Genomic DNA, 21,243 nt, shown 5'->3' with positions numbered 1-21,243 from the left:
GGTATACCATAATACCATCTGTCAATCATACCTTGTGCAAAAAACACCAAACCGATAGCGTCGCCGCCATGAGCACACCAAAACTAACGAAAATAGATCACCCGCCAGCCACCCTGCGAGACATGGTTCAGGAACGCATGCGCGAGGCGATCATCGAAGGATTGTTCGAGCCCGGCCAAAGGCTTGTCGAACGCCCGCTATGCGATCAGCTGGGTGTCAGCAGAACTGTGATCCGCGAGACCATCCGCTATCTCGAGGCCGAAGGGCTGGTTGAAATTCTACCGGGTCGCGGGCCCATCGTGGCCACCATGAGCCGCGAAGACGCCCGCCAGATCTACGACATTCGCCGTATGCTCGAGACAGCCGCAGCCGAAAACTGTGCCCGCAAGATCACGCCCGAACGAGCTCGGTCCCTCAAAGACGCTTTGAAACGTCTCAAACAGGGGTTCTCTGACCGGACCCCCGGGGCACTGTTTCGTGCCACCGCCGATTTCTATTCCGAGATCTTTGACGGCGCGGGGCACTACATCGCCTGGGATGTCGTCCAGCGCCTGAACGGCCGTATCAGCCGGCTGCGCATGATGACCCTGTCGGCCACCGACCGTGACCGCCCTGGCATCGCGCATATGGAACGGATCTGCGAGGCCATCATTTCCGGTAATCCGGACGCCGCGCGGATCGCTGTTGAAATGCACCTGGATGATACAACCTCAATCGCCGATCGGTTGCTTGCCGAAGAAGAGAAGAACAGCAATGACTAAAACGCCCAAAGGCTACTGGATCGCCAATGTGACCGTAACGGATCCTGATGCCTATCAGAACTATCAGGCGATTGCCCCCGAGGCCTTCCGCAAATTCGGCGCGCGGTTCCTGGCGCGCGGTGAGGCGGAAACACTCGAAGGTCAAAAGTGGCAAAGACGGGTCATCATCGAGTTTGACACCATAGAACAGGCGCGCGCCTGCTACGTTTCGGATGAATACCGGGCCGCGCGAGCGAAACGTTGCGGGGCGTGCCAGGCTGACATTGCTTTGATCGAAGGTGTATAAACTGAATTGACGGATCGGTTCTGCCGCAATTTCTTTGGCGGCAGCATCGATAAAGTCAGTGAGCCAATTATCTTCCACAAGCAGATATTGCATGTCACCGCCTGACCCGACTCCGATCGAAAACGAATTCAGGTGTCTGACGTCAGCGCCAATGGGACAGTTTAGGGTCAGGACTGATCGCCAATAAATGACGAGAGCTGCGAGGGCGATTGCTGCGAGGAAGACCTTCGGGCACCTGTCGTACCGGGTTGCCACACGGCGCCAATCCTTGAGCCTGCCAAACATGATCTCGATCCGGTTGCGGCTTTTGTATCGGCGCTTGTCGTACTTCACCGTTGTCTTGCGCTGCTTCCGACCGCGGATACAAGCGCGTATCCCTCTGTCTTGTAACGCTTCTCGGAACCAATCGGCATCGTATCCGCGATCTCCGAGTAGCCAATCGACATCGGTATGCCGCTGAACAGAGCCCGAGCACCGATGTAGTCGGCGGTTATAAACAGGTTCAGCGTGCGTCCCTGACTGTCGCAGATGGCGTGCAGTTTGGTGTTCATGCCGCCCTTGGTTCGGCCAATCAGGCGTCCACGCCCCCCTTTTTGACGCCCATGCTGGTCGCTGTCCGGTGAGCCTTCAGACAGGTCGCGCGATCATCACAGTCTTCTGTTCGCCGTGCCCGGCGGCCAGGCCAGCCATCATTCGCGCGAAGATGCCCTTGTCGCTCCACCGTTTCCATCGATGGTACAGCGTCTTGTGCGGTCCATGGGCAGCAGGGGCATCCCGCCACCGCAAACCATTGCGATTAATGAAGATAATCCCGCTCACCACACGCCTGTCATCGACGCGCGGCTTGCCGTGGGGCTTCGGGAAGAAGGGCTCCAGACGCGCCATTTGCGCATCCGAAAGCCAGAAAAGATCAGACACGTTCACCGCTCGTTTTTGAACCGTGAATCACGCCGCAAAACGGAAATCAATGGGTCCCGACGCTAGTTATTCGAAAGCCACTCGATCACCCGATCCACCTGACTTGAATCGTGGTTGTGACGCGCGACATAGAAATCCAATGGCGACAATAGGGTCTCGGGCAGCAAACGGACCAAGGTGCCGGCTTCAGTGAGGCCGGCCGTCAACCCCTCCCAACCCAGAACTGCACCCATCCCATCGCGCGCGGCCTGCAGAGCGATGACATAATTGTTTACGAAATGCGACATCCGCAACGGTCCGCAATAGCCCAGCGCTTCGGCCCACTGTTCCCAAGTGGTCCAATGGTTTTCCGCCCGGCGAAGTTGAATGAGGGGCACCGAAGCCAGATCGGACACCGAAGAAACCGGATGCTTACGAGCAAACTCCGGGCTGGCCAGCGCACTGATCCGATCATTGAAAAGCCGCCTGCACTCAGCGCTTTCGCTGGACATATCACCGTAATGGATACTCAGATCACAGGTTCCTTCGTTTCGATCCGTGTCACTGACCACCTGCGAGACAGAGACATCAGGGTTTGACTTCCAGAACTCCGCAAGTCGGGGAGTCAACCAGAGAGAACTTACAGCAGTAGTGGAGTGGATCGTGACAGCACTACGGCTTTGGCGAGACTTCAACTGATCCATGGCCTGACTGACCTGATCCAACCCACCCTGAATGGCAACTAGCAGATACGCGCCCTTTTCTGTCAGCTCAACGCGACGGTGCAATCGTTGAAATAGGTTTCCACGCACCTCACGTTCAAGCGCTTTGATCTGGTGACTGATGGCGGCCGGGGTGACATTGAGTTCGGCCGCAGCACCCTTGAAACTTTCATGTCGTGCAGCCGCTTCAAAGCTGATCAGGGCGCGCATCGGCAGATGGGAATAGCCAGACACGGGTAAAATCCATTCAGTTGTGACGAGTTCAACAAGGATAAAAACCACAATCCCCGTCGAGATTCGGATTACTACACCTAATCCAAAGAAAATTTTATTGCAATTGAAAGGACGGCAATCCGGCAGTTTAACGACCATTAGTCTCGACAAGTCAGCACAGAATCGGAGAGTGTCCAATGAAGTCCCATGCAAAGGTAGTTGTCGTTGGCGGCGGATGTGTCGGAGCGTCCATTCTCTATGGGCTCACAGAGCACGGTTGCACCGATGCGGTGATGCTGGAACGCACACAGCTAACCGCCGGATCAACGTGGCACGCTGCGGGCTTGCTGGTGACCTTCGTGCGCTCACACAACGTCTCTAAGATGACATTGGAGACAATTCGCATTTATTCAGAAGTTGAGGAAAAACTGGGCACGTCAGTCGGACTGCGCAAAGTCGGGCAGCTGCGCGTGGCAAACACGCCGGAACGTTGGGACGAGTTTCAAAGCTACCTGTCGGTGGCAGAAGCCGCAGGTGTGCCTTGCAGGCTGCTGACAGCAGAAGAAATTGCCGAAGTACACCCACTTCTCAATCAGAATGAAAACATTAAAGGCGGTATCCTGCACACCGAAGACGGCTATGTGAACCCTGCGGACATCACGCAAGCCATGGCAAAGCTGGCGCGGGATGCGGGCGCGAAAGTGTATCAGAACACCGAGGCGCAAAGCTACGAGAAGCTGCCGAACGGACATTGGAAAGTGGTCACCAATCAAGGCGAGATCACCTGCGAGCATCTTGTTTTCGCCACCGGAAACTATGCGCGCGAAAACGCGCGCCGCGTGGGGCTGGACCTGCCTTGTATCCCGATCGTTCACCAGTACTGGACCACGGAAACAGTTCCTCAACTGATTGAACGCAAGAAGAAGGGCTTTCCGGAGTATCCCATTTTGCGGGACGAGGACTATGGTGCCTATCTGCGCGAAGACACGGGCGGTATTCAGTTCGGACCCTATGAATTCGAGAAAGACCTGAAGCTATTTGCCGAAGACCGCGTCCCCCCCCAGTTCGGCGCGGATTTGTTGCCCGAGGATTTCGACGCTGTTGAAACCCAATGGGAGCTTGCAATCGAGCGGGTGCCAGTGCTGGGCGAAGTTGGCATCAAAGCCAATACCAGAGGCCCGTTTCAGATGACGCCGGATGAGTTACCCCTTGCAGGCCCAGCGCCGGGGCATGACAATCTCTGGCTGGCAGAAGGCATGCCCGGTGGCATCCTTTGGGGCGGCACTGTTGGCAATCAACTCGCCCAGTGGATCCTCGACGGCCAACCTGCGATTGATATGTCAGAACTCGATCCGCGCCGGTTTGGTGACTACGCCTCAAAGCGCTGGACCATGGACAAGGTCCGCGAGACATGGGGCACGCATATGGAAGCGCATATTCCGGGCGAAGACCGCTATTCCGCTCGGCCCATGCGCACGGTTGGCTCTTACGATCTTCTAACAGCTGAGGGCGCGGTCTGGACGATTTACAACGGTTACGAATTCCCCAAATGGTTTGCGCCTTCCCCCGAAGAGGCGATCCCTGTCCACAGTTTCCGCCAAACCTACGCCTGGGACCATGTGACAGAAGAGGTCCGAGCCACACGTGAAGAGGCGGGCTTTATCGAAATGTCGCCCATGACCAAATTCACCGTGAAGGGGCCGGGCGCTGCCGCCTGGCTAGATGGGTTGATGGCAAACAAGCTGCCCAAGGTCGGGCGGATGACGCTGTCTCTGATGCTGAACGCCAAAGGAGGTATGGACGCCGAATACACCATCGTACGGGATGCGGAGGACGAGTTTTACCTCGTCTCAACCCCGAACGGGCAAGTCTACAATTGGGATACTCTAAGCAAGCAGTTGCCGCAGGACGGCTCTGTCGTCATGGAAGATGTATCCGAGCAGCTCGGCGTTGTTGCCCTTGCTGGTCCTAAATCCCGCGAAATACTGCAAAAGCTGACGGACAACGACCTGTCGAACGAAGCTTTCCCATGGCTTTCGGCGCAAATGGGTGAAGTGGGCTATGCCAAAGGCGTGCGGCTCTTGCGCGTCAGTTACACCGGCGAGCTTGGTTGGGAGTTGCACCATCCGGTAAATTACAACCGCCACATCGTAGACCAACTGCTTAAAGCGGGCGTCAAACCCTTCGGCGCACTGGCGCTCGAGTCCATGCGCCTGGACAAGTCCTATCGCGCGATCAATCGCGAGATTTGCAAGGACATGACACCTTTCGAGGCAGGCCTGGATCGCTTTGTAGCCTTCACTGAGAAGGTGCAGGGAGTTGAGCGCGAGCGCGAATTCATCGGTAAAGAGGCTTTGCTGAAGCAGAAATCTCAAGGCAACTACAACTCGCTTGTCACCATCAAGCTGCCGTTCTGCGATACATCGGTCATTGCCTATGAAGCTGTGTACAAGGATGGCCAGATTGTCGGCCGCGTGACTTCGGGCGGCTTCTCCTATCACTGCCAGCATGACATCGCGATGGCGCTGGTGCCGCAAGAGCTCATGGAGCCGGGCACCAAACTGCAGGTGAAGATTCACAATGAACTGCGCGATGGCGAGGTGATCGACATCTGCGCCTATGACCCGACCAGCGCCCGGGCGCGTGCATGAGCAGAGGACAGGCAATGAGCGAAGGACAGACAAAGTCGCGGCGCAGCAGCCGCTCCGGAGGACGGGCTGCGCGGGTATCGGCACGAACCAACCCCCCACCGGTGTATCTTTCCACCCTGCATAGGAAGGTTGGACCAATTGATCTGCTCGGCCCCGAGGGTGTTGAAGAAATACACAACGCAGCAATGACAATTCTGGAAACGACCGGGATCGAGTTTCGGGATCCGGTGGCGCTGGCAGACTGGAAACGCGCAGGTGCAGATGTCGAAAATCAGCGGGTGCGGATCGGCCGCGAGATGCTGATGGACCTGATTTCTTCCGTGCCCAAGGACTGGGATTATCACGCCCGCAATCCCGAACGTTCGGCCCGGGTCGGCGGGCGGGACACCGTCTTTGCCAATGCTTATGGTGCGCCTTTTGTCTATGGGCTCGACGGGGTTCGGCGGCCCTCGACGCTGGAGGACGCGCACAACTTCTTCAAACTGGCGCAGATGAGTCAGAGCATGCATGTCCCCGGTATTCTCCCGGCAGAGCCGCAAGATGTGCAGGTACCGCTGCGCCATTTGGATCTGGTGCACGCCGCACTGACGCTGACGGACAAACCCATCAAAGGCTCGGTCCTCTCCGAAACAGCTGCCCGCGAGACGATGGACATGCTGCGTATCGTCCATGGTGAGCAGTTTGTTGATGAAAATGTCGTCGTCGCGGCACTTTTGAACTGCAATACGCCACTGGTGTGGGACGATACGATGTTGCAAAGCCTGAGAGTCTATGCGCGCGCAAACCAGCCTTGCCTGTTGTCACCCTTTGTGCTCGCAGGCGCTTCGACCCCCGCCAGCCCCATAGGCGGCGTCGCCCTGCTGATTGCCGAAAGCCTCGCAGGTATGGCTTATTCGCAGATCATTCGCCGCGGCGCTCCGATGGTTTTGGGTGTGGCAATCATGGGCGTGTCGATGAAAACCGGCGCGCCAATGATGGGCTCGCCAGAGCCGGGGTTGATGAACCTGCTTGTTGGCCAGATGGCGCGATTCTATGGCGTACCCTGGCGTTCCTGCACGATGTGGTCCGGTTCCAAATCGCCCGACCTTCAGGCCGCATTCGACAGCGCAAATACCATGTGGCCTGTGCTGCTGGGCGGCTGCAACTTTGTGGTTCATTCTGCAGGCTTCGTCGAAGGCGCGCTTGGTGTCAGCTATTCAAAATGGATCCACGACAGCTACCAACTCGAAGGCTATCACCGTTTCTTCTCTGGTCTGAAGACAGAAAACCTGAACGACATCCTGGAGGATGTTTCTCGTATTGGTCCCGGTGGGCATTTCCTTGGCACGGATCATACGCGCGAAAACCCGATGGTGATGAACCCGCTGCAAAACAACGACAGCTTTGAACAATGGGAGCTGGAAGGAGCCAGGAACGCGGATGAAGTTGGCCGCGAAGCCGCACGCACCATGCTTGCCAACTATATTCAGCCTTCTATGCCTGATGACATTCGCGGCGCGCTTGATGAGTTTGTGGCAAACAGAAAGCAAGCGTACAACGAACGCATCAGCGCTTAGGAGGACCAAATGGAAACGACGGCAATCTCGCTTGATGAGGTCAGAGCCCTGGCCAAAGCCATACTGACCAATGCCGGCATGAATGACAGCGGCAGCGATGTTCTGGCAGAGCTGGTCTACAAATCCGAGCGCGACGGCCCCCGTAGCCATGGATTGCGGATGCTGCCCGTCTATGTACAAAGCTTCTCCTCGGGCTACGCGAACCCCGACGCCACTCCGTCCGTTACCGAAACAGCGCCCGGCGTTCTGCGCGGGGATGGCGATAACGGCTATTTCCAGATCGCCGCCGAACAGGCCCGCGAACAGCTGATCGCGATGGCACGCCAGAATGGTATCGCCGCCTTCGCTTGCGCCAACTGCCATCACCTTGGCGGCCTGCGCTTTGACACCGAACCACTGGCCGAGGCCGGGCTTGTGGCACTTGGCGTGGTCAATTCGCTGTCGATGGTTGTTCCACATGGCGGCACCAAGCCTGTCTTTGGCACAAATCCGATGTCCTTTGCGTGTCCACGCGATGGTAAAGCGCCCATTGTCTGGGATCAGGCGTCTTCAGTTGTCGCGCTGATGGACGTTCGCATGGCCGCTGCTGAAGGCCACGATTTGGGCGTGGATGGCGGCCTTGATCGTGACGGCAACCCCACCAATGATCCGAATGCGATCCTGGAGACCAAAAGCCTCCTGCCGTTTGGCGCCCACAAAGGCAGCGCCATAGCGTTGCTTGTTGAAATACTGGGCGCAGCTTTGGCCGGCGGGGCGCTTTCGGTCGACAACGAAGATCGTGAGGCCCACGGCGCGCTCAACATCAAGGGCGGCGCGACACTGATTGCGATTGATCCGACAAAGTTCGGCAACGCAGGTTTTAGTGACTATGTCACCCGTATCTGCGACGAGATCGAAGGCAATGGCAGCGCCCGTGTACCGGGCGACGGTCGTTTGGCCAAGCGTTCAGCATCTGGCACAGATGGCGTGGCCGTCAGCACCGAATTGCTTGAACAACTGCGTGATATGGCCGGGGCTGAATGAAGAAGATCATCGTAATCGGCGGCGGCGTTGTGGGGATTTCCGCTGCGCTGGCCCTGCAGGCGGATGGCCATCAGGTTACTGTCCTTGAGCCGGACAAGATTGGCCAGGGTGCAAGCTGGGCTTCTTGCGGTTGCATCGCCATTGGTGAGATTGTCCCGCTGTCACAGCCCGGCCTACTTTGGAAGGTCCCCGGGTTGCTGATGGACCCTGAGGCCCCCCTTGCATTGCGCCCCGCCTCAGCACTGCGCATGCTTCCCTGGTTCCTGCGTTTTGTTGCGAACGCCACCGATCCGAAAATGCGAGCCATTGCTGCCGATCTGGCGCAGGTGACTTTCCGGGCCACAGCTGATTTCAAAAGCCAGATGTCCGAATATGGCATCAAGGATATGCTCATCCAGCGACCAATCATAAAGCTTTTTGACAATGACGCTGACAAGGCAAGCATGGGCGCCGCCTTTGATCTGGCCCGCGATCTGGGCTGCACGATCGAGGACATTCCGGGCGCGGAAGCGCACGACATAGATCCTGCGATTGCACCGGATTTTCAATACGCCTCGGTGCTACGCGATTGGAGTTTCGTGGCAGACAGCGTCCGACTGGTGGGCGATCTGCATCAGGCCTTTCTGGCTCGAGGCGGCGAAGTGGTTGCGTCGGGAGCGTGTGGATTTGAACGGACGGATGGTCTGATTCAGTCGGTACGGCTGCAGAATGGTGATCTATTGGAGGCCGAGGAATTCGTACTTGCCGCTGGCATAGGGTCTAAGGCACTGGCTGCAGAAATGGGCGTAAAGCTCCCGATGGAAGGTCTGATGGGCTATTGGACCGGTCTTCCAGAGCCTGGTGTCGATCTGAAGCATACCGTCTTCTATCCTTCTGGCGGCTTTGGCATCACACCTCATGAGAACGCACTGGCCATCGCCGGCACTATCGAGTTCGCTAGTCTCTCGGCAAAGCCCAACTGGCGACGTGCTGACGTGTTGGTAGAGCGCGCGCGCCGAGTGCTGCCGGGGCTCAACACAGAAAACGGCGAAAGGCGTGCTGGCCGCCGTCCCTTCATGCCGGACACGCGGCCTGTTATCGGGCGGCCTCGCAGCCTCGGCAATGTCGTTTTCGCCACAGGTCACGGGCAACTCGGCCTGACGCTTGGCGCGACAACGGGCCGAATGGTGGCTGACACTATTGCAAACCGTAGCACCGATACCAACCTGACCCCTTACGGGCCTGATAGGTTTTGACACGCGGGGAACGCACCGTGAAATCAAGAGAGCCCGCTTAGGGCAACACACCCTACCAATGAATTTGGGCTGATCAGGGACAGTGTGCATTGGGTTTCCCAGCACTGCGTCATTTAGGGCTAAGATAGCGGAGCAGTGCCAGAAGCAGCCATGATAGGCTGACCGACGAGCAGACAACGGGGCTCGCCCTTTTTTTTCGAATTCGCAAGCCAAACTTCGGGTGGGATTTGCCCTCGGTGCGCGAAACTCACCCCAATTGCACCAAACGAAACAGCATTGACATTAGTTTCATTTGCAACGATGATCGTTGCAAATGAAACGTTATGAGTCGCGTGAGCAATTCACTCTTGGAGAAAACGATGGCTAAGGCATTCGCATCTCAGGAAGATTTGACCGAAAAGACCATCAGCTTTACCGAAGTCGGCGACGGGCTTTGGGCCTTTACTGCTGAGGGGGACCCCAATTCCGGCGTGATCATCGGCGACGACAGCGTGATGATCGTCGAAGCGCAGGCGACGCCACGTCTGGCCAGCAAGGTGATCGAGAAAGTCCGTGAAGTAACCGACAAACCAATTACACATCTGGCACTGACCCACTATCACGCGGTCCGTGTCCTTGGCGCTTCGGCTTATGGTGCTGATCAGGTTCTCATGTCCGAAACAACTCGGGCGCAGGTTGTCGAGCGTGGTCAGGAAGATTGGGACAGTGAGTTTCAGCGTTTCCCCCGCCTGTTCGAAGGTCATGAGAGCATTCCCGGACTGACCTGGCCCACCACCACCTTCAAAGATCGCATGAGCGTTTACCTCGGCAGCCGGCGCGTGGATCTGATGCATCTTGGCCGTGCTCATACTGCCGGTGATATCGTTATTCACGTCCCGGACCAGAATGTCATGTTTACAGGTGACATCGTCGAATACCATTCGGCCTGCTACTGCGGCGACGGTCATTTCAAAGACTGGGGTGGCACACTCGACAATATCGCCGCTTTCGACGTTGACGCCATTGCACCCGGCCGAGGTGATGCGTTGGTCGGCAAAGACATGGTTGAAGCGGCAATCGAGTCCACCCGTGACTTCGTCGAAAGCACTTATCGCCCGGCCGCCCGCATCGCCGCCGGCGGCGGCAGCCTGAAAGATGCCTGGGACGCCGTACGCGCCGCGTGCGACCCGAAATTCGCGGACTACGCGATCTACGAACACTGTCTGCCGTTCAATGTTGCCCGCGCCTATGACGAGGCCTGCGGCATCGATACGCCGCGCATATGGACGGCGCAACGAGATCTGCAAATGTGGGAACAGCTGCAGGGCTGACCGTCTGAAGGGAGGGGATTATTCAATGTTCGATGACCGTTACACGCTGGCTTACAAGAGCTATCCGTACGAAAAGTCGCCGGATCAGGATCGCGACGCACCGGTGCGCCACCCGGTCGTGGTCATGGGGGGTGGTCCGATTGGTATCGCCACCGCGCTGGACCTGGGGCGCCAAGGCATTCCGGTACTGGTGCTGGACGATCACGAAGGCATCGGCATGGGTAGCCGCGCGATCTGCTTTGCAAAGCGCTGCCTGGAAGTGGCTGACCGTTATGGCTGCGGCGAGCCAATGCTGGACAAGGGCGTTGTTTGGAACCTCGGCAAGGTGTTTCACCGTGACGACAAGGTGTTCGAGTTCAACCTGCTGCCGGAAGACGGGCATAAATTTCCCGCCTTCATCAATCTTCAGCAACCCTATTTCGAGCAATACATGATCGACCGCCTGCGCGAGCTGCAGGCCGAAGGCGCCCCGATCCAATTGCGCGGCAAGAACCGGGTGGATACGGTTCAGGTGCACGACGATTATGTCGTTTTGACGGTGATGACACCGGACGGGCCGTACACGCTGGAAGCTGACTGGTTGATCGGTTGCGACGGTGCCAATTCGCCGCTGCGCCGGATGCTCGGCTTGGATTTCACCGGCCGCGTCTTTCAGGACAGTTTCCTGATCGCCGACATCAAGCTGAAGGGCAATCTGAATTTCCCCACCGAACGCTGGTTCTGGTTCGAGCCGACCCACGGCTCGGGCGCGTCGGCTCTGCTACACAAACAGCCTGACGATGTATGGCGGATCGACTTCCAGATCGGCTGGGATGTAGACCGAAAGGAAGAATTGAAAGAGGAAAACATCCGTCGACGTTTGGACGCGATGTTGGGGGACGTCGACTATGAGATGGTCTGGTCCTCGATCTACACCTTCCAGTGCAAACGCATGGACAGCTTCCGCTCGGGTCGGGTGATCTTTGCCGGTGATGCGGCGCATCAGGTCTCGCCCTTTGGCGCACGCGGCGCCAACTCCGGTATGCAGGACGTGGACAACCTGGGTTGGAAACTGGGGCTGGTACTGCAAGGAAAAGCGCCGGAAAGCCTGCTTGAGACATACAATACCGAACGCATCCATGGCGCGGACGAGAATATCCTGAATTCTACCCGCTCAACCGATTTCATCACCCCGAAGTCTGAGACCAGCCGGATTTTCCGCGATGCTGTTCTCAGCCTGAGCGGCGAGCATGAGTTCGCACGACCGATGGTGAATTCTGGCAGGCTTTCGGTTCCATGCGTGTACAGTGGATCGCGCCTCAATTCGGCCGATGCGCTGGCGGGTGGCCCAGAGCGGACACAGCCCGGTGCCTCCTGCCCCGACGCGCCGCTGGGCGACGAATTCCTGCTGTCGAAGCTGGGCGATGAATTCATCCTTCTGACGATCGATGCGGAGGCACCCGAAACTCTGGAGGAAGACGGCATCACGGCCCGCCGGTTGGCGCTTTCGACCCGAGACGACCCGACCGGTCAGTTGAAGAAACGCTATCTCGGCGAAGCCAATTCAGCAGTCTACCTGATCCGGCCGGACCAACACGTTGCGGCTCGCCGGGATAACTTCAATGAACATTTGATGCGCACTGCCCTGCGCCGCGCTACCGGGAAGGAGGCAAGCCAATGAGCGATCTGATCCTGACGTCGAACATCGACGGGACCGACGACTTTTACGCCGACCTGCTGGCAACCCATGAAGGCAAGACCAAGGCCGAGAGCGACGCCGTTAATGCGCGGCTGATCCTGATCCTGGCTAACCATATCGGTGACCGCGAGGTTCTGAGCCAGGCGCTCAAAGCTGCAGACATCACGTAAATCCAAGGGAGGACACTATGAAACTTAAGCTGAAGGGCAACGCCCTGCTTTTCGCGGGTATAGCAACCGCTGCCATGACCATTGCCACGACTGCCGCGGCAGAAACCAAGCTGGCGCTTTCAAGCTGGCTGCCACCGCGCCACCCAATCGTGGTGAATGCGATCAAACCCTGGGCCAAGCAGGTGGAAGACGTCACCGATGGTCGTGTGACGGTGCGTGTTCTGGCAAAGCCGATGGGCCCGCCCCCGGCGCATTACGACATGGCTGCCGAAGGGATTGCTGACATTACCTATGGCTTGCATTCCTTTACCACCGATGACCGTTTCACTCGCTCGCGGATCGGCCAGTTCTCTTTCATCGGGGACGATGCCGTTGCTGGTTCCAAGGCGTTCTGGAATGTTTATTCCGGTCCATTGGAAGCACAGAAAGAACATGAGGGCACCAAACTTCTCGGGCTTTTTGTGCACGGCCCCGGCATGCTGCACAACAATGTCCGCAAAATCGAGACGACGGATGACTTTTCCGGTCTGAAAATCCGTGTGCCTGGCGGATACATCTCGGACCTGATGTCAGGTCTGGGCTCCACGACACTCTTCATGTCCTCGGGTGAAGTTTACGAAAAACTGTCCCGCGGTGTGATCGACGGCGTGACCTTCCCGTTCGACGCCCTTGCCGCCTTCAAGCTGACCGGGGACGTCAAGTACACCATGAAAGTACCCGGTGGTATCTACAATACAACCTGGTTCATGGTCATGAACGAGGCAAAGTGGAATGAGATCTCTGAGGAAGATCAGGCGGCTATCGAAGCGATTTCCGGCGAAGCCTTTGCCGAGTTGGTCGGTCAGGCTTGGATCGGTGCCGACGAGAAAGGCAATGCCGAAGCTGAAAAGGCCGGGATCGAGATCTACGAAGCGCCAGCTGAAGTGGTTGATGCGATCAAGTCCCAGGCAGCAGATGCCGAGATAGCGTGGTCCGAAGCCATCTCGGCTGACGGCTACGACGGAGCAGCCGCTCTGGAAGAGATGCGCAAACAAGCTGGTGTGGACTTCTGATCCATGGAACGGCTTCGTCATCGTTTTCCCGACCAGCCCCCTGAAGAGGGGCTGGACATCGGGCTGCTGCTCGACCGGTCGCTGGGTGTCGGAGCCGCTTTGATCCTGTTCAGCCTCGTTCTCATCACCTGTGTGGATGTGGTGGGACGATACTTGTTCAATGCGCCGCTGTCTGGCGCTTTCGAACTCACTGAAATACTGTTGGCAGCGCTTGTTTTTCTGGCCCTGCCACTCACGACCGAACGCCGCGAGCATGTCGAAGTAGACCTGCTGAATCTGGCGCTTGGACGAAAAACACAACGGTTTTTGGCCGCATTTGCTGGCCTGTTCTCTGCAGCGTTGTTGGCCACCTTCGCCTGGCGGCTTTTCACCCATGCCGCCAAGGCAGCCCATGACGGCGCAGTGACAAATGCGCTGGAGATTCCGCTGGCACCCTTTGGCTACCTGGCTGGCGTCTCGTGCATGATTTCGGCTTTCATCGCGTTCCTGCGCGGCTTGCAACCACCTGTCGAACACGAAACTGACAAAGACCACCTGGAGAGCGCGCCATGATTGAATCTCTGATCGGCTTCGCGATCCTTCTGGGTCTGATCCTTCTGCGTGTGCCAATCGCATTTGCAATGGCGGCCGTGGGTGGGTTCGGATTTGCCTTCATGCGCGGTTGGGAACCGGCTTGGGCAATGACCGGTCAGGTGGCTTTCGACACGGCTCTGTCCTACAGCCTTTCTGTCATTCCCCTTTTCATCTTCATGGGCAACGTTTTGGCTGGCTCTGGAGTGGCCCACGGGTTGTTCGCGGGCGCAGATCGGCTTTTCGGCAGATTGCGCGGCGGGCTTGCCATGGCTTCTGTCTTCTCCTGCGGTGGCTTCTCGGCGGTCTGCGGCTCGTCACTGGCCACGGCGGCGACGATGTCGAAAGTGGCGATGCCCTCCATGCGCCGGTTTGGGTACGATGACCGTCTTGCTACGGGGTCCATTGCCGCTGGCGGAACCCTCGGCATCCTGATCCCACCCTCGGTGATCCTGATCATTTACGGCCTGTTGACCGAAACCAATATTGCCAAGCTTTTCATTGCTGGAATTGTGCCCGGCATCATCGGCGTGCTGCTTTATCTTGGCGCAGTCATGGTTGCCGTACGGGTAAATCCCGCGTTGGCTCCGGAGGAGGAAAACACCGAACCCATGAGCCGGACCGATGTAATCGGCGTCTTCTGTGTATTGGGTCTGTTCCTTTTCATCATGGTCGGTATCTATGGTGGCTTCTTCACACCGACCGAGGCGGCAGGGATGGGTTCCGGCGCTGCGGTGCTGATCGCTCTAGCGCTGCGGACAATGACGTGGCGCGGGTTTTTCACCGCGACGCTGGACTCGATCCGGGCCACCGCAATGATCTTTGCCGTCATCATCGGTGCCGAGCTATTCACCAATTTCATCAACTATGCCGGGTTACCGGATGCGCTGTCGGGCTTCGTCATCGATAACGAACTTCCGGTTTGGGCTGTCATCCTGTTCATCATCGTCACCTACATGGTGCTTGGCTGCGTGCTGGAAAGCCTGTCGATGATCTTGCTGACGGTGCCGGTCTTCTACCCGCTGATGTTCGAACTTGAGTTTGCAAACGAACTGCTGCTGGACCCGGAAAACGCACTGATCTGGTTCGCCATTGTGGTCGTCGTAGCCACGGAAATCAGCCTTATCACACCGCCGGTCGGCATGAACGTCTTCGTTTTGAAGGGCGTGCTGCAGGATGTCTCGCTTGGAACCATCTTCCGCGGTGTACTGCCCTTCTGGATCGCCGATGTCCTGCGGCTGACCTTGCTGATCCTCGTGCCCTCACTGTCGCTATGGCTGGTGGGATTGATGTGACCAATCGGGGCGGCCCTCGGTCGCCTCGACAATTGAAACTGCATGTTCGAAAAGGAGAAACCGATGAAAATCGAGAAGATCCATCACGTCGCTTACCGCTGCAAAGACGCAAAAGAGACGGTCGAATGGTACGGAAAAATGCTGAATATGGACTTCATCCTGGCCATTGCCGAGGATCATGTCCCCTCAACGCACGAACCTGACCCTTACATGCATCTGTTTCTGGATGCCGGGGACGGCAATGTGCTCGCCTTCTTTGAATTGCCCACGAAGCCAGAGATGAGCCGGGACCCGAACACCCCGGTTTGGGTGCAGCACATCGCCTTCAAGGTGAAGGATCGTGAAACGCTAATTCAGTTCAAGGACCATCTAGAAGCCAATGGCGTCGAGGTGCTTGGCGTGACCGACCATTCGATTTTCCACTCCATCTACTTCTTCGATCCGTCCGGCCATCGTATCGAACTGGCCTGCCCGGACCCGGAAGAGGAAGCGATGTTGAAACGCATGGACGAAGTGAAATGGCTGATGCTGGAGGATTGGTCGAAGACCAAGAAAGCTCCGAAACATGCCGATTGGCTGCATGCGAAAGAACTGAACAAGACAGCGTGAACGGCTTTCCGCGTCGGATGGATTTCGGCGCGGGGCACCCGATCCGCAGGGCCTGAAGCGGTAAATAAAAAACAAGCGAGTCATGAAACTATACAGCTATTGGCGCTCCACGACCTCTTACCGGGTTCGGATCGCTCTGAATCTCAAAGGTGTTTCCTACGAAACGGTACCGATCAATCTGGTTGCCGGAGAGCAGCGCGCGCCGGACTATGTTGCGCTGAACCCCGGCAAGGGCGTGCCGACACTGGTGCTGGATAACGGAGAAGTGCTGACCCAATCGCTTGCCATCATAGATTACCTCGATGCCACAATACCCGAACCTCCGTTTCTACCGGAAAACCCGCTCGAGCGTGCTCGGGTACGGGCTGCGGCCCACACCATCGCGATGGACATTCATCCGGTCAACAATCTGAAGGTCGTCACACATCTGAAGTCCCGTTACGGGCTTTCAGCCGAGGACGGGATCGAATGGTTCCGGCATTGGATGACCGAAGGGTTCCATGCCTATCAGGCGCTTTTGCTTGATGGGTGCGTTTTCAGTTTTGGCGACAGCCCGGACCTTGCCGATATCTGCCTGGTCGCGCAGCTGTATAATGCACATCGATGGGGCGTAGACATGACCCCGTTCGCCCGGCTTCTTGAGATTGAAGAACACGCTTTGGCGCTACCTGAATTCGCCGCCGCTCGTCCTGAAAACCAACCCGACGCCTCCTGAAGAAAATGTCATGACCTATTTACGCCGTCCGACCCTGCCCCACCGGACAGTTCGAATTGCGCCAGACTGGCTTTGGCAAAACGGAAAAGGTCTTTAGTTCTCTGTTGCGGCCTTGAGGAGCGCGGTAACGCCCTGGTCCAGCGCCGCACGGTCTTCGGCCGACATTGAGTTCAGCATCTCTTGCGCACAAGCTTCGACTTGCGGGAGCAGCTTTTTGAACTGTCGAAGGCCTTCTGGAGTACAATGATAAACCCTGAGCCGGCGATCTTCTTCAGACGTCGCTCGGGTTATCAGGCCTTTATCGTCAAGCCTCTGCGCCGCCCTGCTGACCTGAACCTTATCCAAAGTCGTGCGCTGTGTCAGTTCCAAAGAGGTCAGGCTTTTGGCGTTGGCGAGCAAAAAAAGCAGGCGCCACTCTTCTCGCGACAGACCAAACTCACGATGATAAACCTCGGTCAGTTTTCGCGAGAACGCTTCGGACGCCACAGCGAGACGATAGGGAAAGAAGGAATCTAGTTGCATACAAAACCATAAGTCGCCTTGGTTTCATGTGCAACGAGTTTCACGGCGTCGGCCCTAGGTGTTGGTAACAGGGATCCACACGTGCCGCTTGATTAAACGGCGGCTTGACATGCTTGCTTCGCGCCGGGGCTACTGCCCCAATCGGGCAAGCTGGGCCTTTCAAAAAACCTGAATAATCTTCTCAGCCCTCAATGCTAAGGGGCTCAAAAGACCTGATTTGCCCAACCGCTTGGATTAACGAAATACTCCGGCCTCCATTTCATGTAATGGTCAATGTGCGGTAATCACGGCGCACAAACTCTGCGCGCATTTGCCCATTGCTACCTTCGATCATTTCGGCAACCAGGCGCTCGGTTTCTTCGAAATTTTTCCGCCTATCACTTTGCCCCGGCAACTCGCTGGAGTTGGTGGAAAACCAGAATGTAAATGGCCGGTCCTGTGCCTCAGGCGCAAGAGCGCGTTTTGAGGAGGGACCTATTCGCGAGTCGTAGTAGTGCCTGAGAACTTCAGGCTCGGGGTTCCCGTTTTCGCCGTTGCCACAAAAGACATAATGATCAGCCGACACCGCTTTGGCAAAGCTTGCGTCAGTGTTGTGTTCCGACCCATGGTGGGCGACCTTGAGAACACTCAAATGGCAGTATCCGTTCTCAAGATATCCCGTAGCTTCCAGATCTTCAGTTAATTTGTCCTGCTGCGCATCTCCCGTCAAAAGAACGCGATGTCCGTTTTCTTCCACCATGAAAACAAGAGAGGCAACATTCGGCGCCGTCACGCCTTTGAATGCGTCAATCCCGTTCCAATCGTAGAGATCAAACGGAGACCCACTCCATTCACCAGCGGCAAATCGATCAAGCTGTTTGCGTATCCGTTCGTTTACGCGTTGCACACCCCTTTCACCCTTTGACGTTTCAAGCCAGTTGTTCCAACCGTCCCGCAAGTTTTTTAGAGCCGGTTTTGAGGGGCCGATCAGGGTAAAGTCGAGTGTGCCAATCGTAAACTGAACAAGGTCATCTCCGCGCATTAGGAGTTTTCCCGGTCCAAGTTGGCCCGGCAGGACATTGATGGGGATATCAAGAAAGTCCGGTTGCGCGTACCGCGATACTTCCAAGGCCTGCGGTATCGACGCAGCTATGTTTTGCAGTTCATGCGCTTCGTGCAAAAATGCGTCGATTCCGGTGCTTCGCAATGCCGGAACCGCCGCGGCAAGAAGGTCACCGATCTCTCCGGCGTTCTCACCGACCTGATCGCGGAACGAGTTATGCCAAAGCGCCTTCATTTCAGGTGGCCGCGGGATTCTCGGTTCCCTTACCCCGTCATTGCCCTGGGCCTGGTGGTAGTCGTAAACCATCCATTCCACAGCATCCCGCATAAGATACTGAACACCTTGAATATGGTCCTGGTCCAGATGGGACACATACACGGCATCAAGCGCACCGCCGTTTTCGGCCACAAGTTCGGCCAGCGGGCGACGTACATGCTTTTTCATACTTTTGCCAAGGCCGCCGTCACAAAGAATATTGGTGCCGTCACCCTGAAGAAGGAGGCAATCGCCGTGCTCGGATTGAAAAATTCTCAGTTTCATCTCGCCCCCTTTCAGCTCTTGTCGAAACGGGCCGAAAAGTCGCGCGCCTCAGAGATCGCGGCTTCGGGATCGATGCGCCCAAACCCAGCATCGTTGACCCAATCATAGGACCCACCAGGCAAGGGTTTGGCGGTGCGTTGCAGAATACCGAGGCATTGCAATGAATTCAGTGGGATATCCGCCGCAGCCATCATCAGCCCAACCACGCCGGCTATGTAGGGGCTCGCCATGCTCGTTCCCGACTGCGACACCCACAGAGGATCGTCCTCATTTCGAAAACCATTTGCTGCAACGATGTTTGTACCCGGGGCCGCCAGATCGGGCTTCATGCGATTGTCACGCGTCGGTCCCTGACTGCTGGTTACGTTCATGCGGTTTGTGGCGGCATCATAGTTTGAAACGCTAATGGTCGCCCGTCCGCACGCAAGTGACGACACCGAATGCGAGTCGACATTGCTGGAAGTGGAAAAGAAGGATGGGAACCGGAAAATTCGCTGCCCATCTTGAACACCAAACTCATGCGGATCGTCCCGTTCAATCCAGCAATGGAACCGACCGTTGCGGATTTCTTCGCCGATCAGCCGCACACGCCAGATTCCAGCCCGTACACCTCGTATTTCTCCGGGCCTCAAGTGCGGTGACAGGTAGACTGCAATGTAGTTCTCACCATTGCTTGGATGAAAAAGCTCATTGTAGATCGAAACCATCGTGCCATCACGCAATCGCTTGTTTTCGATGAATTCCTGAGGCTTCACTTTAAGCCAGCGCGTTTCGCCCGGAGGTAGCACCTCAACTTGCATCCGATCTTGCGGCGAATACCAGATTTCCAATTCGTTTTCGGAAACGTCCGCGATGCCGTTACCGACGACAATCCACTCCAATTCAGTTTCCAAACCGCGCGACGCGATCCGACCGTTCGAGTGAATCCGCCCCATGATCCAGCTGATATCACCTTCTTCCTGAGGAGCTTCCTGGCCGGCATTTCCCGCAGCAAGTGTGATCGCCCGGTTCGGTTGCGCCAAAGCATTGTCCAGCCAGCGGCTTGTGGCACTCAGCCCGTCGTGACCCCCACCGTTTGTCCCCAAACTGATATTTATGGTAATCGGCTTTTCTTCCTGACGGGCGACATCAAGCAGGTACTCGACCGCATGGACGACCCGACTGGTCTCTGCGAATGTTTCGCGCCTGCGTTCATAGTCGCCTTCAGGAACAGGTACATCGATCAACACACCGATGATTTGTGCCTTTGGGCAAACACCACTATTGCCTGCCGCGATGCTCGCCACATGGGTTGCGTGAGACGATCTGTTGGTTTGGGATTGACGCTCGATCAGGGTTGCGGGCAAGCCAGTTGACGTACCCGAAGCTGCTAACGCTGCATCAAGATGAGATGCGGTAAATTCGCTGCCATAGTCAAATTGAGCCGGTGGCACCCGGAACTCTCCACCCTGATCCCAGATGCGCAAAAACCGAGTTTTGCCGTTTTCATCCAGAAAGTCAGGATGCGCGAAATCAAATCCTCCAACATCAACGATTCCGACAAGCAAGCCCTCACCATCATTGTGAAGAGACTTTTTGCCGATTGAGCGATTTGTGGGTTTGGACGAAGGTATCGCAGCTGGAATATCCAGTTTTAGCGGGTCGGTGACATTCACGAATGCAACTTCATCCATGGCGCTCAGGTCGCTGAGGAAGGACACCGGAACCGTGGCGGCAATCTGGTTACCGCGAGTAATAACTTCAGAAACTTTCGAAGGTGCGCGTCGTCTGTCGAGTGCGTGCGCGCAAAGGTCCGAGATTTTTTGCACCGCCGCTTTGTTCGCGGCATCGTCTGTGTCCTGACTGTTTGAAGTAACATCAATGAGTACATTTACGTAAGACGTGTCCGCAGGTGGTCTTTTGGCAAGCTTCTCGCGGGCTGACAGGCCGTGTCTTTTCAAGAGATCGCGATCCAGACCTCGTGAGAAGGTCTGAACGCTTGTCTGCAAATCGGCGATCGACGTTTCATCTTCGATATCGTCGACGGAGAATTCGACCGACGTTCCTGTGGAAACTTGTGTCGAAATCTTAGCCCGGCACGCATTTACCGGCCCATCACCATTTCCAACCACCCGCAGCCTGGGATGCAATCGGTGTGCGGTTTTGCTGATAACTGACATCTAAAAATCTCCAATAAAATCTCCTTGCAGTTTAGGGGGACTTACCAAAATCTCCAAATACATGTTCAACTCAGAATTGAAGTGGCGCCACCAGTTGATCTTCAAGCCCGATCGAGTCGACAAGTGAGACCCTGCTGCGGGGAAACCGAAGGAAACCGTTCCATTCGTTGCTCAATCTCTCAACCTTTTGGGCAGCGACGCCCGAACAAACCCGCAGTTGGTCGTTCTCTGACGGTA

18 protein-coding genes and 1 pseudogene are annotated in these 21,243 nt (G+C 56.6%); 14 read left to right on the top strand and 5 right to left on the bottom strand.

Annotated features, from left to right (window positions below; translation table 11 throughout):
• Positions 1 to 68: 68 nt before the first annotated feature.
• On the top strand, positions 69 to 761 hold the full coding sequence (locus ACR0AA_RS16545; protein WP_480666247.1) for a GntR family transcriptional regulator: 693 nt from the start codon (positions 69 to 71) through the stop codon (positions 759 to 761).
• On the top strand, positions 754 to 1,047 hold the full coding sequence (locus ACR0AA_RS16540) for a DUF1330 domain-containing protein (protein ID WP_480666248.1): 294 nt from the start codon (positions 754 to 756) through the stop codon (positions 1,045 to 1,047). The genes ACR0AA_RS16545 and ACR0AA_RS16540 overlap by 8 nt, the downstream gene beginning before the upstream one ends.
• Before the next feature lie 180 nt (positions 1,048 to 1,227).
• On the opposite strand, the pseudogene ACR0AA_RS16535 reads toward ACR0AA_RS16540, so the two are convergent.
• Together ACR0AA_RS16535 and ACR0AA_RS16530 are read right to left on the bottom strand one after the other, a co-directional pair.
• Positions 1,228 to 1,965: pseudogene (locus tag ACR0AA_RS16535) on the bottom strand (IS5 family transposase); the annotation flags it as partial.
• Positions 1,966 to 2,027: 62 nt separating this feature from the next.
• The gene (locus ACR0AA_RS16530; RefSeq protein WP_480756461.1) at positions 2,028 to 2,900 is read right to left on the bottom strand and encodes a LysR substrate-binding domain-containing protein; all 873 of its coding nucleotides are present in this window, start codon (positions 2,898 to 2,900) and stop codon (positions 2,028 to 2,030) included.
• 176 nt (positions 2,901 to 3,076) lie between these two features.
• Between ACR0AA_RS16530 and ACR0AA_RS16525 the strand changes: the two genes are divergently transcribed.
• The 12 genes from ACR0AA_RS16525 (at position 3,077) to maiA (ending at position 16,743) form a co-directional block, all read left to right on the top strand.
• Complete coding sequence (locus tag ACR0AA_RS16525; protein ID WP_480756460.1) at positions 3,077 to 5,530, top strand: GcvT family protein; 2,454 nt, start codon at positions 3,077 to 3,079, stop codon at positions 5,528 to 5,530.
• 14 nt (positions 5,531 to 5,544) lie between these two features.
• Positions 5,545 to 7,086, top strand: a complete 1,542-nt coding sequence (locus ACR0AA_RS16520) for a trimethylamine methyltransferase family protein (protein WP_480663599.1) — start codon at positions 5,545 to 5,547, stop codon at positions 7,084 to 7,086.
• A gap of 9 nt (positions 7,087 to 7,095) precedes the next feature.
• The gene (locus tag ACR0AA_RS16515; protein WP_480663601.1) at positions 7,096 to 8,109 is read left to right on the top strand and encodes an Ldh family oxidoreductase; all 1,014 of its coding nucleotides are present in this window, start codon (positions 7,096 to 7,098) and stop codon (positions 8,107 to 8,109) included.
• A complete protein-coding gene (locus ACR0AA_RS16510) occupies positions 8,106 to 9,344 on the top strand; it encodes an NAD(P)/FAD-dependent oxidoreductase (protein ID WP_480756459.1) in 1,239 nt (412 codons plus the stop codon). The genes ACR0AA_RS16515 and ACR0AA_RS16510 overlap by 4 nt, the downstream gene beginning before the upstream one ends.
• Before the next feature lie 359 nt (positions 9,345 to 9,703).
• On the top strand, positions 9,704 to 10,654 hold the full coding sequence (locus ACR0AA_RS16505; protein ID WP_480663605.1) for an MBL fold metallo-hydrolase: 951 nt from the start codon (positions 9,704 to 9,706) through the stop codon (positions 10,652 to 10,654).
• Positions 10,655 to 10,679: 25 nt separating this feature from the next.
• Positions 10,680 to 12,314 carry an FAD-dependent oxidoreductase gene (locus ACR0AA_RS16500; RefSeq protein WP_480756458.1) on the top strand — a complete coding sequence of 545 codons (1,635 nt, stop codon included), beginning with the start codon at positions 10,680 to 10,682 and terminating at the stop codon, positions 12,312 to 12,314.
• Complete coding sequence (locus ACR0AA_RS16495) at positions 12,311 to 12,502, top strand: DUF2783 domain-containing protein (protein ID WP_480663609.1); 192 nt, start codon at positions 12,311 to 12,313, stop codon at positions 12,500 to 12,502. Before ACR0AA_RS16500 ends, ACR0AA_RS16495 begins: the two co-directional genes overlap by 4 nt.
• Before the next feature lie 17 nt (positions 12,503 to 12,519).
• Positions 12,520 to 13,554 carry a TRAP transporter substrate-binding protein gene (locus tag ACR0AA_RS16490; RefSeq protein WP_480663611.1) on the top strand — a complete coding sequence of 345 codons (1,035 nt, stop codon included), beginning with the start codon at positions 12,520 to 12,522 and terminating at the stop codon, positions 13,552 to 13,554.
• 3 nt (positions 13,555 to 13,557) lie between these two features.
• Positions 13,558 to 14,106 (top strand): TRAP transporter small permease, encoded by a 549-nt coding sequence (locus tag ACR0AA_RS16485; protein WP_480663613.1) that lies wholly within the window; start codon positions 13,558 to 13,560, stop codon positions 14,104 to 14,106.
• The gene (locus ACR0AA_RS16480; RefSeq protein ID WP_480756457.1) at positions 14,103 to 15,419 is read left to right on the top strand and encodes a TRAP transporter large permease; all 1,317 of its coding nucleotides are present in this window, start codon (positions 14,103 to 14,105) and stop codon (positions 15,417 to 15,419) included. The genes ACR0AA_RS16485 and ACR0AA_RS16480 overlap by 4 nt, the downstream gene beginning before the upstream one ends.
• Positions 15,420 to 15,482: 63 nt before the next feature.
• Entirely contained in the window at positions 15,483 to 16,028 is a 546-nt protein-coding gene (locus tag ACR0AA_RS16475) for a VOC family protein (RefSeq protein WP_480663617.1), read from the top strand.
• A gap of 82 nt (positions 16,029 to 16,110) precedes the next feature.
• Positions 16,111 to 16,743 carry a maleylacetoacetate isomerase gene (maiA, locus tag ACR0AA_RS16470; protein WP_480663619.1) on the top strand — a complete coding sequence of 211 codons (633 nt, stop codon included), beginning with the start codon at positions 16,111 to 16,113 and terminating at the stop codon, positions 16,741 to 16,743.
• Between the two features lie 93 nt (positions 16,744 to 16,836).
• Here the strand turns inward: maiA and ACR0AA_RS16465 are convergent, their stop codons facing one another.
• The 3 genes from ACR0AA_RS16465 to ACR0AA_RS16455 all read right to left on the bottom strand — a co-directional run bounded on the left by ACR0AA_RS16465 (position 16,837) and on the right by ACR0AA_RS16455 (position 21,006).
• Positions 16,837 to 17,265 carry a MarR family winged helix-turn-helix transcriptional regulator gene (locus tag ACR0AA_RS16465; RefSeq protein WP_480663621.1) on the bottom strand — a complete coding sequence of 143 codons (429 nt, stop codon included), beginning with the start codon at positions 17,263 to 17,265 and terminating at the stop codon, positions 16,837 to 16,839.
• A 259-nt stretch (positions 17,266 to 17,524) separates the two neighbouring features.
• The gene (locus tag ACR0AA_RS16460) at positions 17,525 to 18,847 is read right to left on the bottom strand and encodes an MBL fold metallo-hydrolase (protein WP_480663623.1); all 1,323 of its coding nucleotides are present in this window, start codon (positions 18,845 to 18,847) and stop codon (positions 17,525 to 17,527) included.
• 11 nt (positions 18,848 to 18,858) lie between these two features.
• Entirely contained in the window at positions 18,859 to 21,006 is a 2,148-nt protein-coding gene (locus ACR0AA_RS16455) for a S8 family serine peptidase (protein ID WP_480663625.1), read from the bottom strand.
• Positions 21,007 to 21,243 lie beyond the last annotated feature (237 nt).

Source organism: Ruegeria sp. CE8 (genome assembly GCF_056537465.1).
Note: the sequence above shows the minus strand (reverse complement) of the source record. Positions and strands in the feature narration are given on the sequence as shown.

What these genes read in the sequence shown, in the direction of transcription:
- ACR0AA_RS16545 (WP_480666247.1), top strand. Translation starts at nt 69, where the DNA reads ATGAGCACACCAAAACTAACGAAAATAGATCACCCGCCAGCCACCCTG.
- ACR0AA_RS16540 (WP_480666248.1), top strand. Translation starts at nt 754, where the DNA reads ATGACTAAAACGCCCAAAGGCTACTGGATCGCCAATGTGACCGTAACG.
- ACR0AA_RS16525 (WP_480756460.1), top strand. Translation starts at nt 3,077, where the DNA reads ATGAAGTCCCATGCAAAGGTAGTTGTCGTTGGCGGCGGATGTGTCGGA.
- ACR0AA_RS16520 (WP_480663599.1), top strand. Translation starts at nt 5,545, where the DNA reads ATGAGCGAAGGACAGACAAAGTCGCGGCGCAGCAGCCGCTCCGGAGGA.
- ACR0AA_RS16515 (WP_480663601.1), top strand. Translation starts at nt 7,096, where the DNA reads ATGGAAACGACGGCAATCTCGCTTGATGAGGTCAGAGCCCTGGCCAAA.
- ACR0AA_RS16510 (WP_480756459.1), top strand. Translation starts at nt 8,106, where the DNA reads ATGAAGAAGATCATCGTAATCGGCGGCGGCGTTGTGGGGATTTCCGCT.
- ACR0AA_RS16505 (WP_480663605.1), top strand. Translation starts at nt 9,704, where the DNA reads ATGGCTAAGGCATTCGCATCTCAGGAAGATTTGACCGAAAAGACCATC.
- ACR0AA_RS16500 (WP_480756458.1), top strand. Translation starts at nt 10,680, where the DNA reads ATGTTCGATGACCGTTACACGCTGGCTTACAAGAGCTATCCGTACGAA.
- ACR0AA_RS16495 (WP_480663609.1), top strand. Translation starts at nt 12,311, where the DNA reads ATGAGCGATCTGATCCTGACGTCGAACATCGACGGGACCGACGACTTT.
- ACR0AA_RS16490 (WP_480663611.1), top strand. Translation starts at nt 12,520, where the DNA reads ATGAAACTTAAGCTGAAGGGCAACGCCCTGCTTTTCGCGGGTATAGCA.
- ACR0AA_RS16485 (WP_480663613.1), top strand. Translation starts at nt 13,558, where the DNA reads ATGGAACGGCTTCGTCATCGTTTTCCCGACCAGCCCCCTGAAGAGGGG.
- ACR0AA_RS16480 (WP_480756457.1), top strand. Translation starts at nt 14,103, where the DNA reads ATGATTGAATCTCTGATCGGCTTCGCGATCCTTCTGGGTCTGATCCTT.
- ACR0AA_RS16475 (WP_480663617.1), top strand. Translation starts at nt 15,483, where the DNA reads ATGAAAATCGAGAAGATCCATCACGTCGCTTACCGCTGCAAAGACGCA.
- maiA (WP_480663619.1), top strand. Translation starts at nt 16,111, where the DNA reads ATGAAACTATACAGCTATTGGCGCTCCACGACCTCTTACCGGGTTCGG.
- ACR0AA_RS16465 (WP_480663621.1), bottom strand. Translation starts at nt 17,265, where the DNA reads ATGCAACTAGATTCCTTCTTTCCCTATCGTCTCGCTGTGGCGTCCGAA.
- ACR0AA_RS16460 (WP_480663623.1), bottom strand. Translation starts at nt 18,847, where the DNA reads ATGAAACTGAGAATTTTTCAATCCGAGCACGGCGATTGCCTCCTTCTT.
- ACR0AA_RS16455 (WP_480663625.1), bottom strand. Translation starts at nt 21,006, where the DNA reads ATGTCAGTTATCAGCAAAACCGCACACCGATTGCATCCCAGGCTGCGG.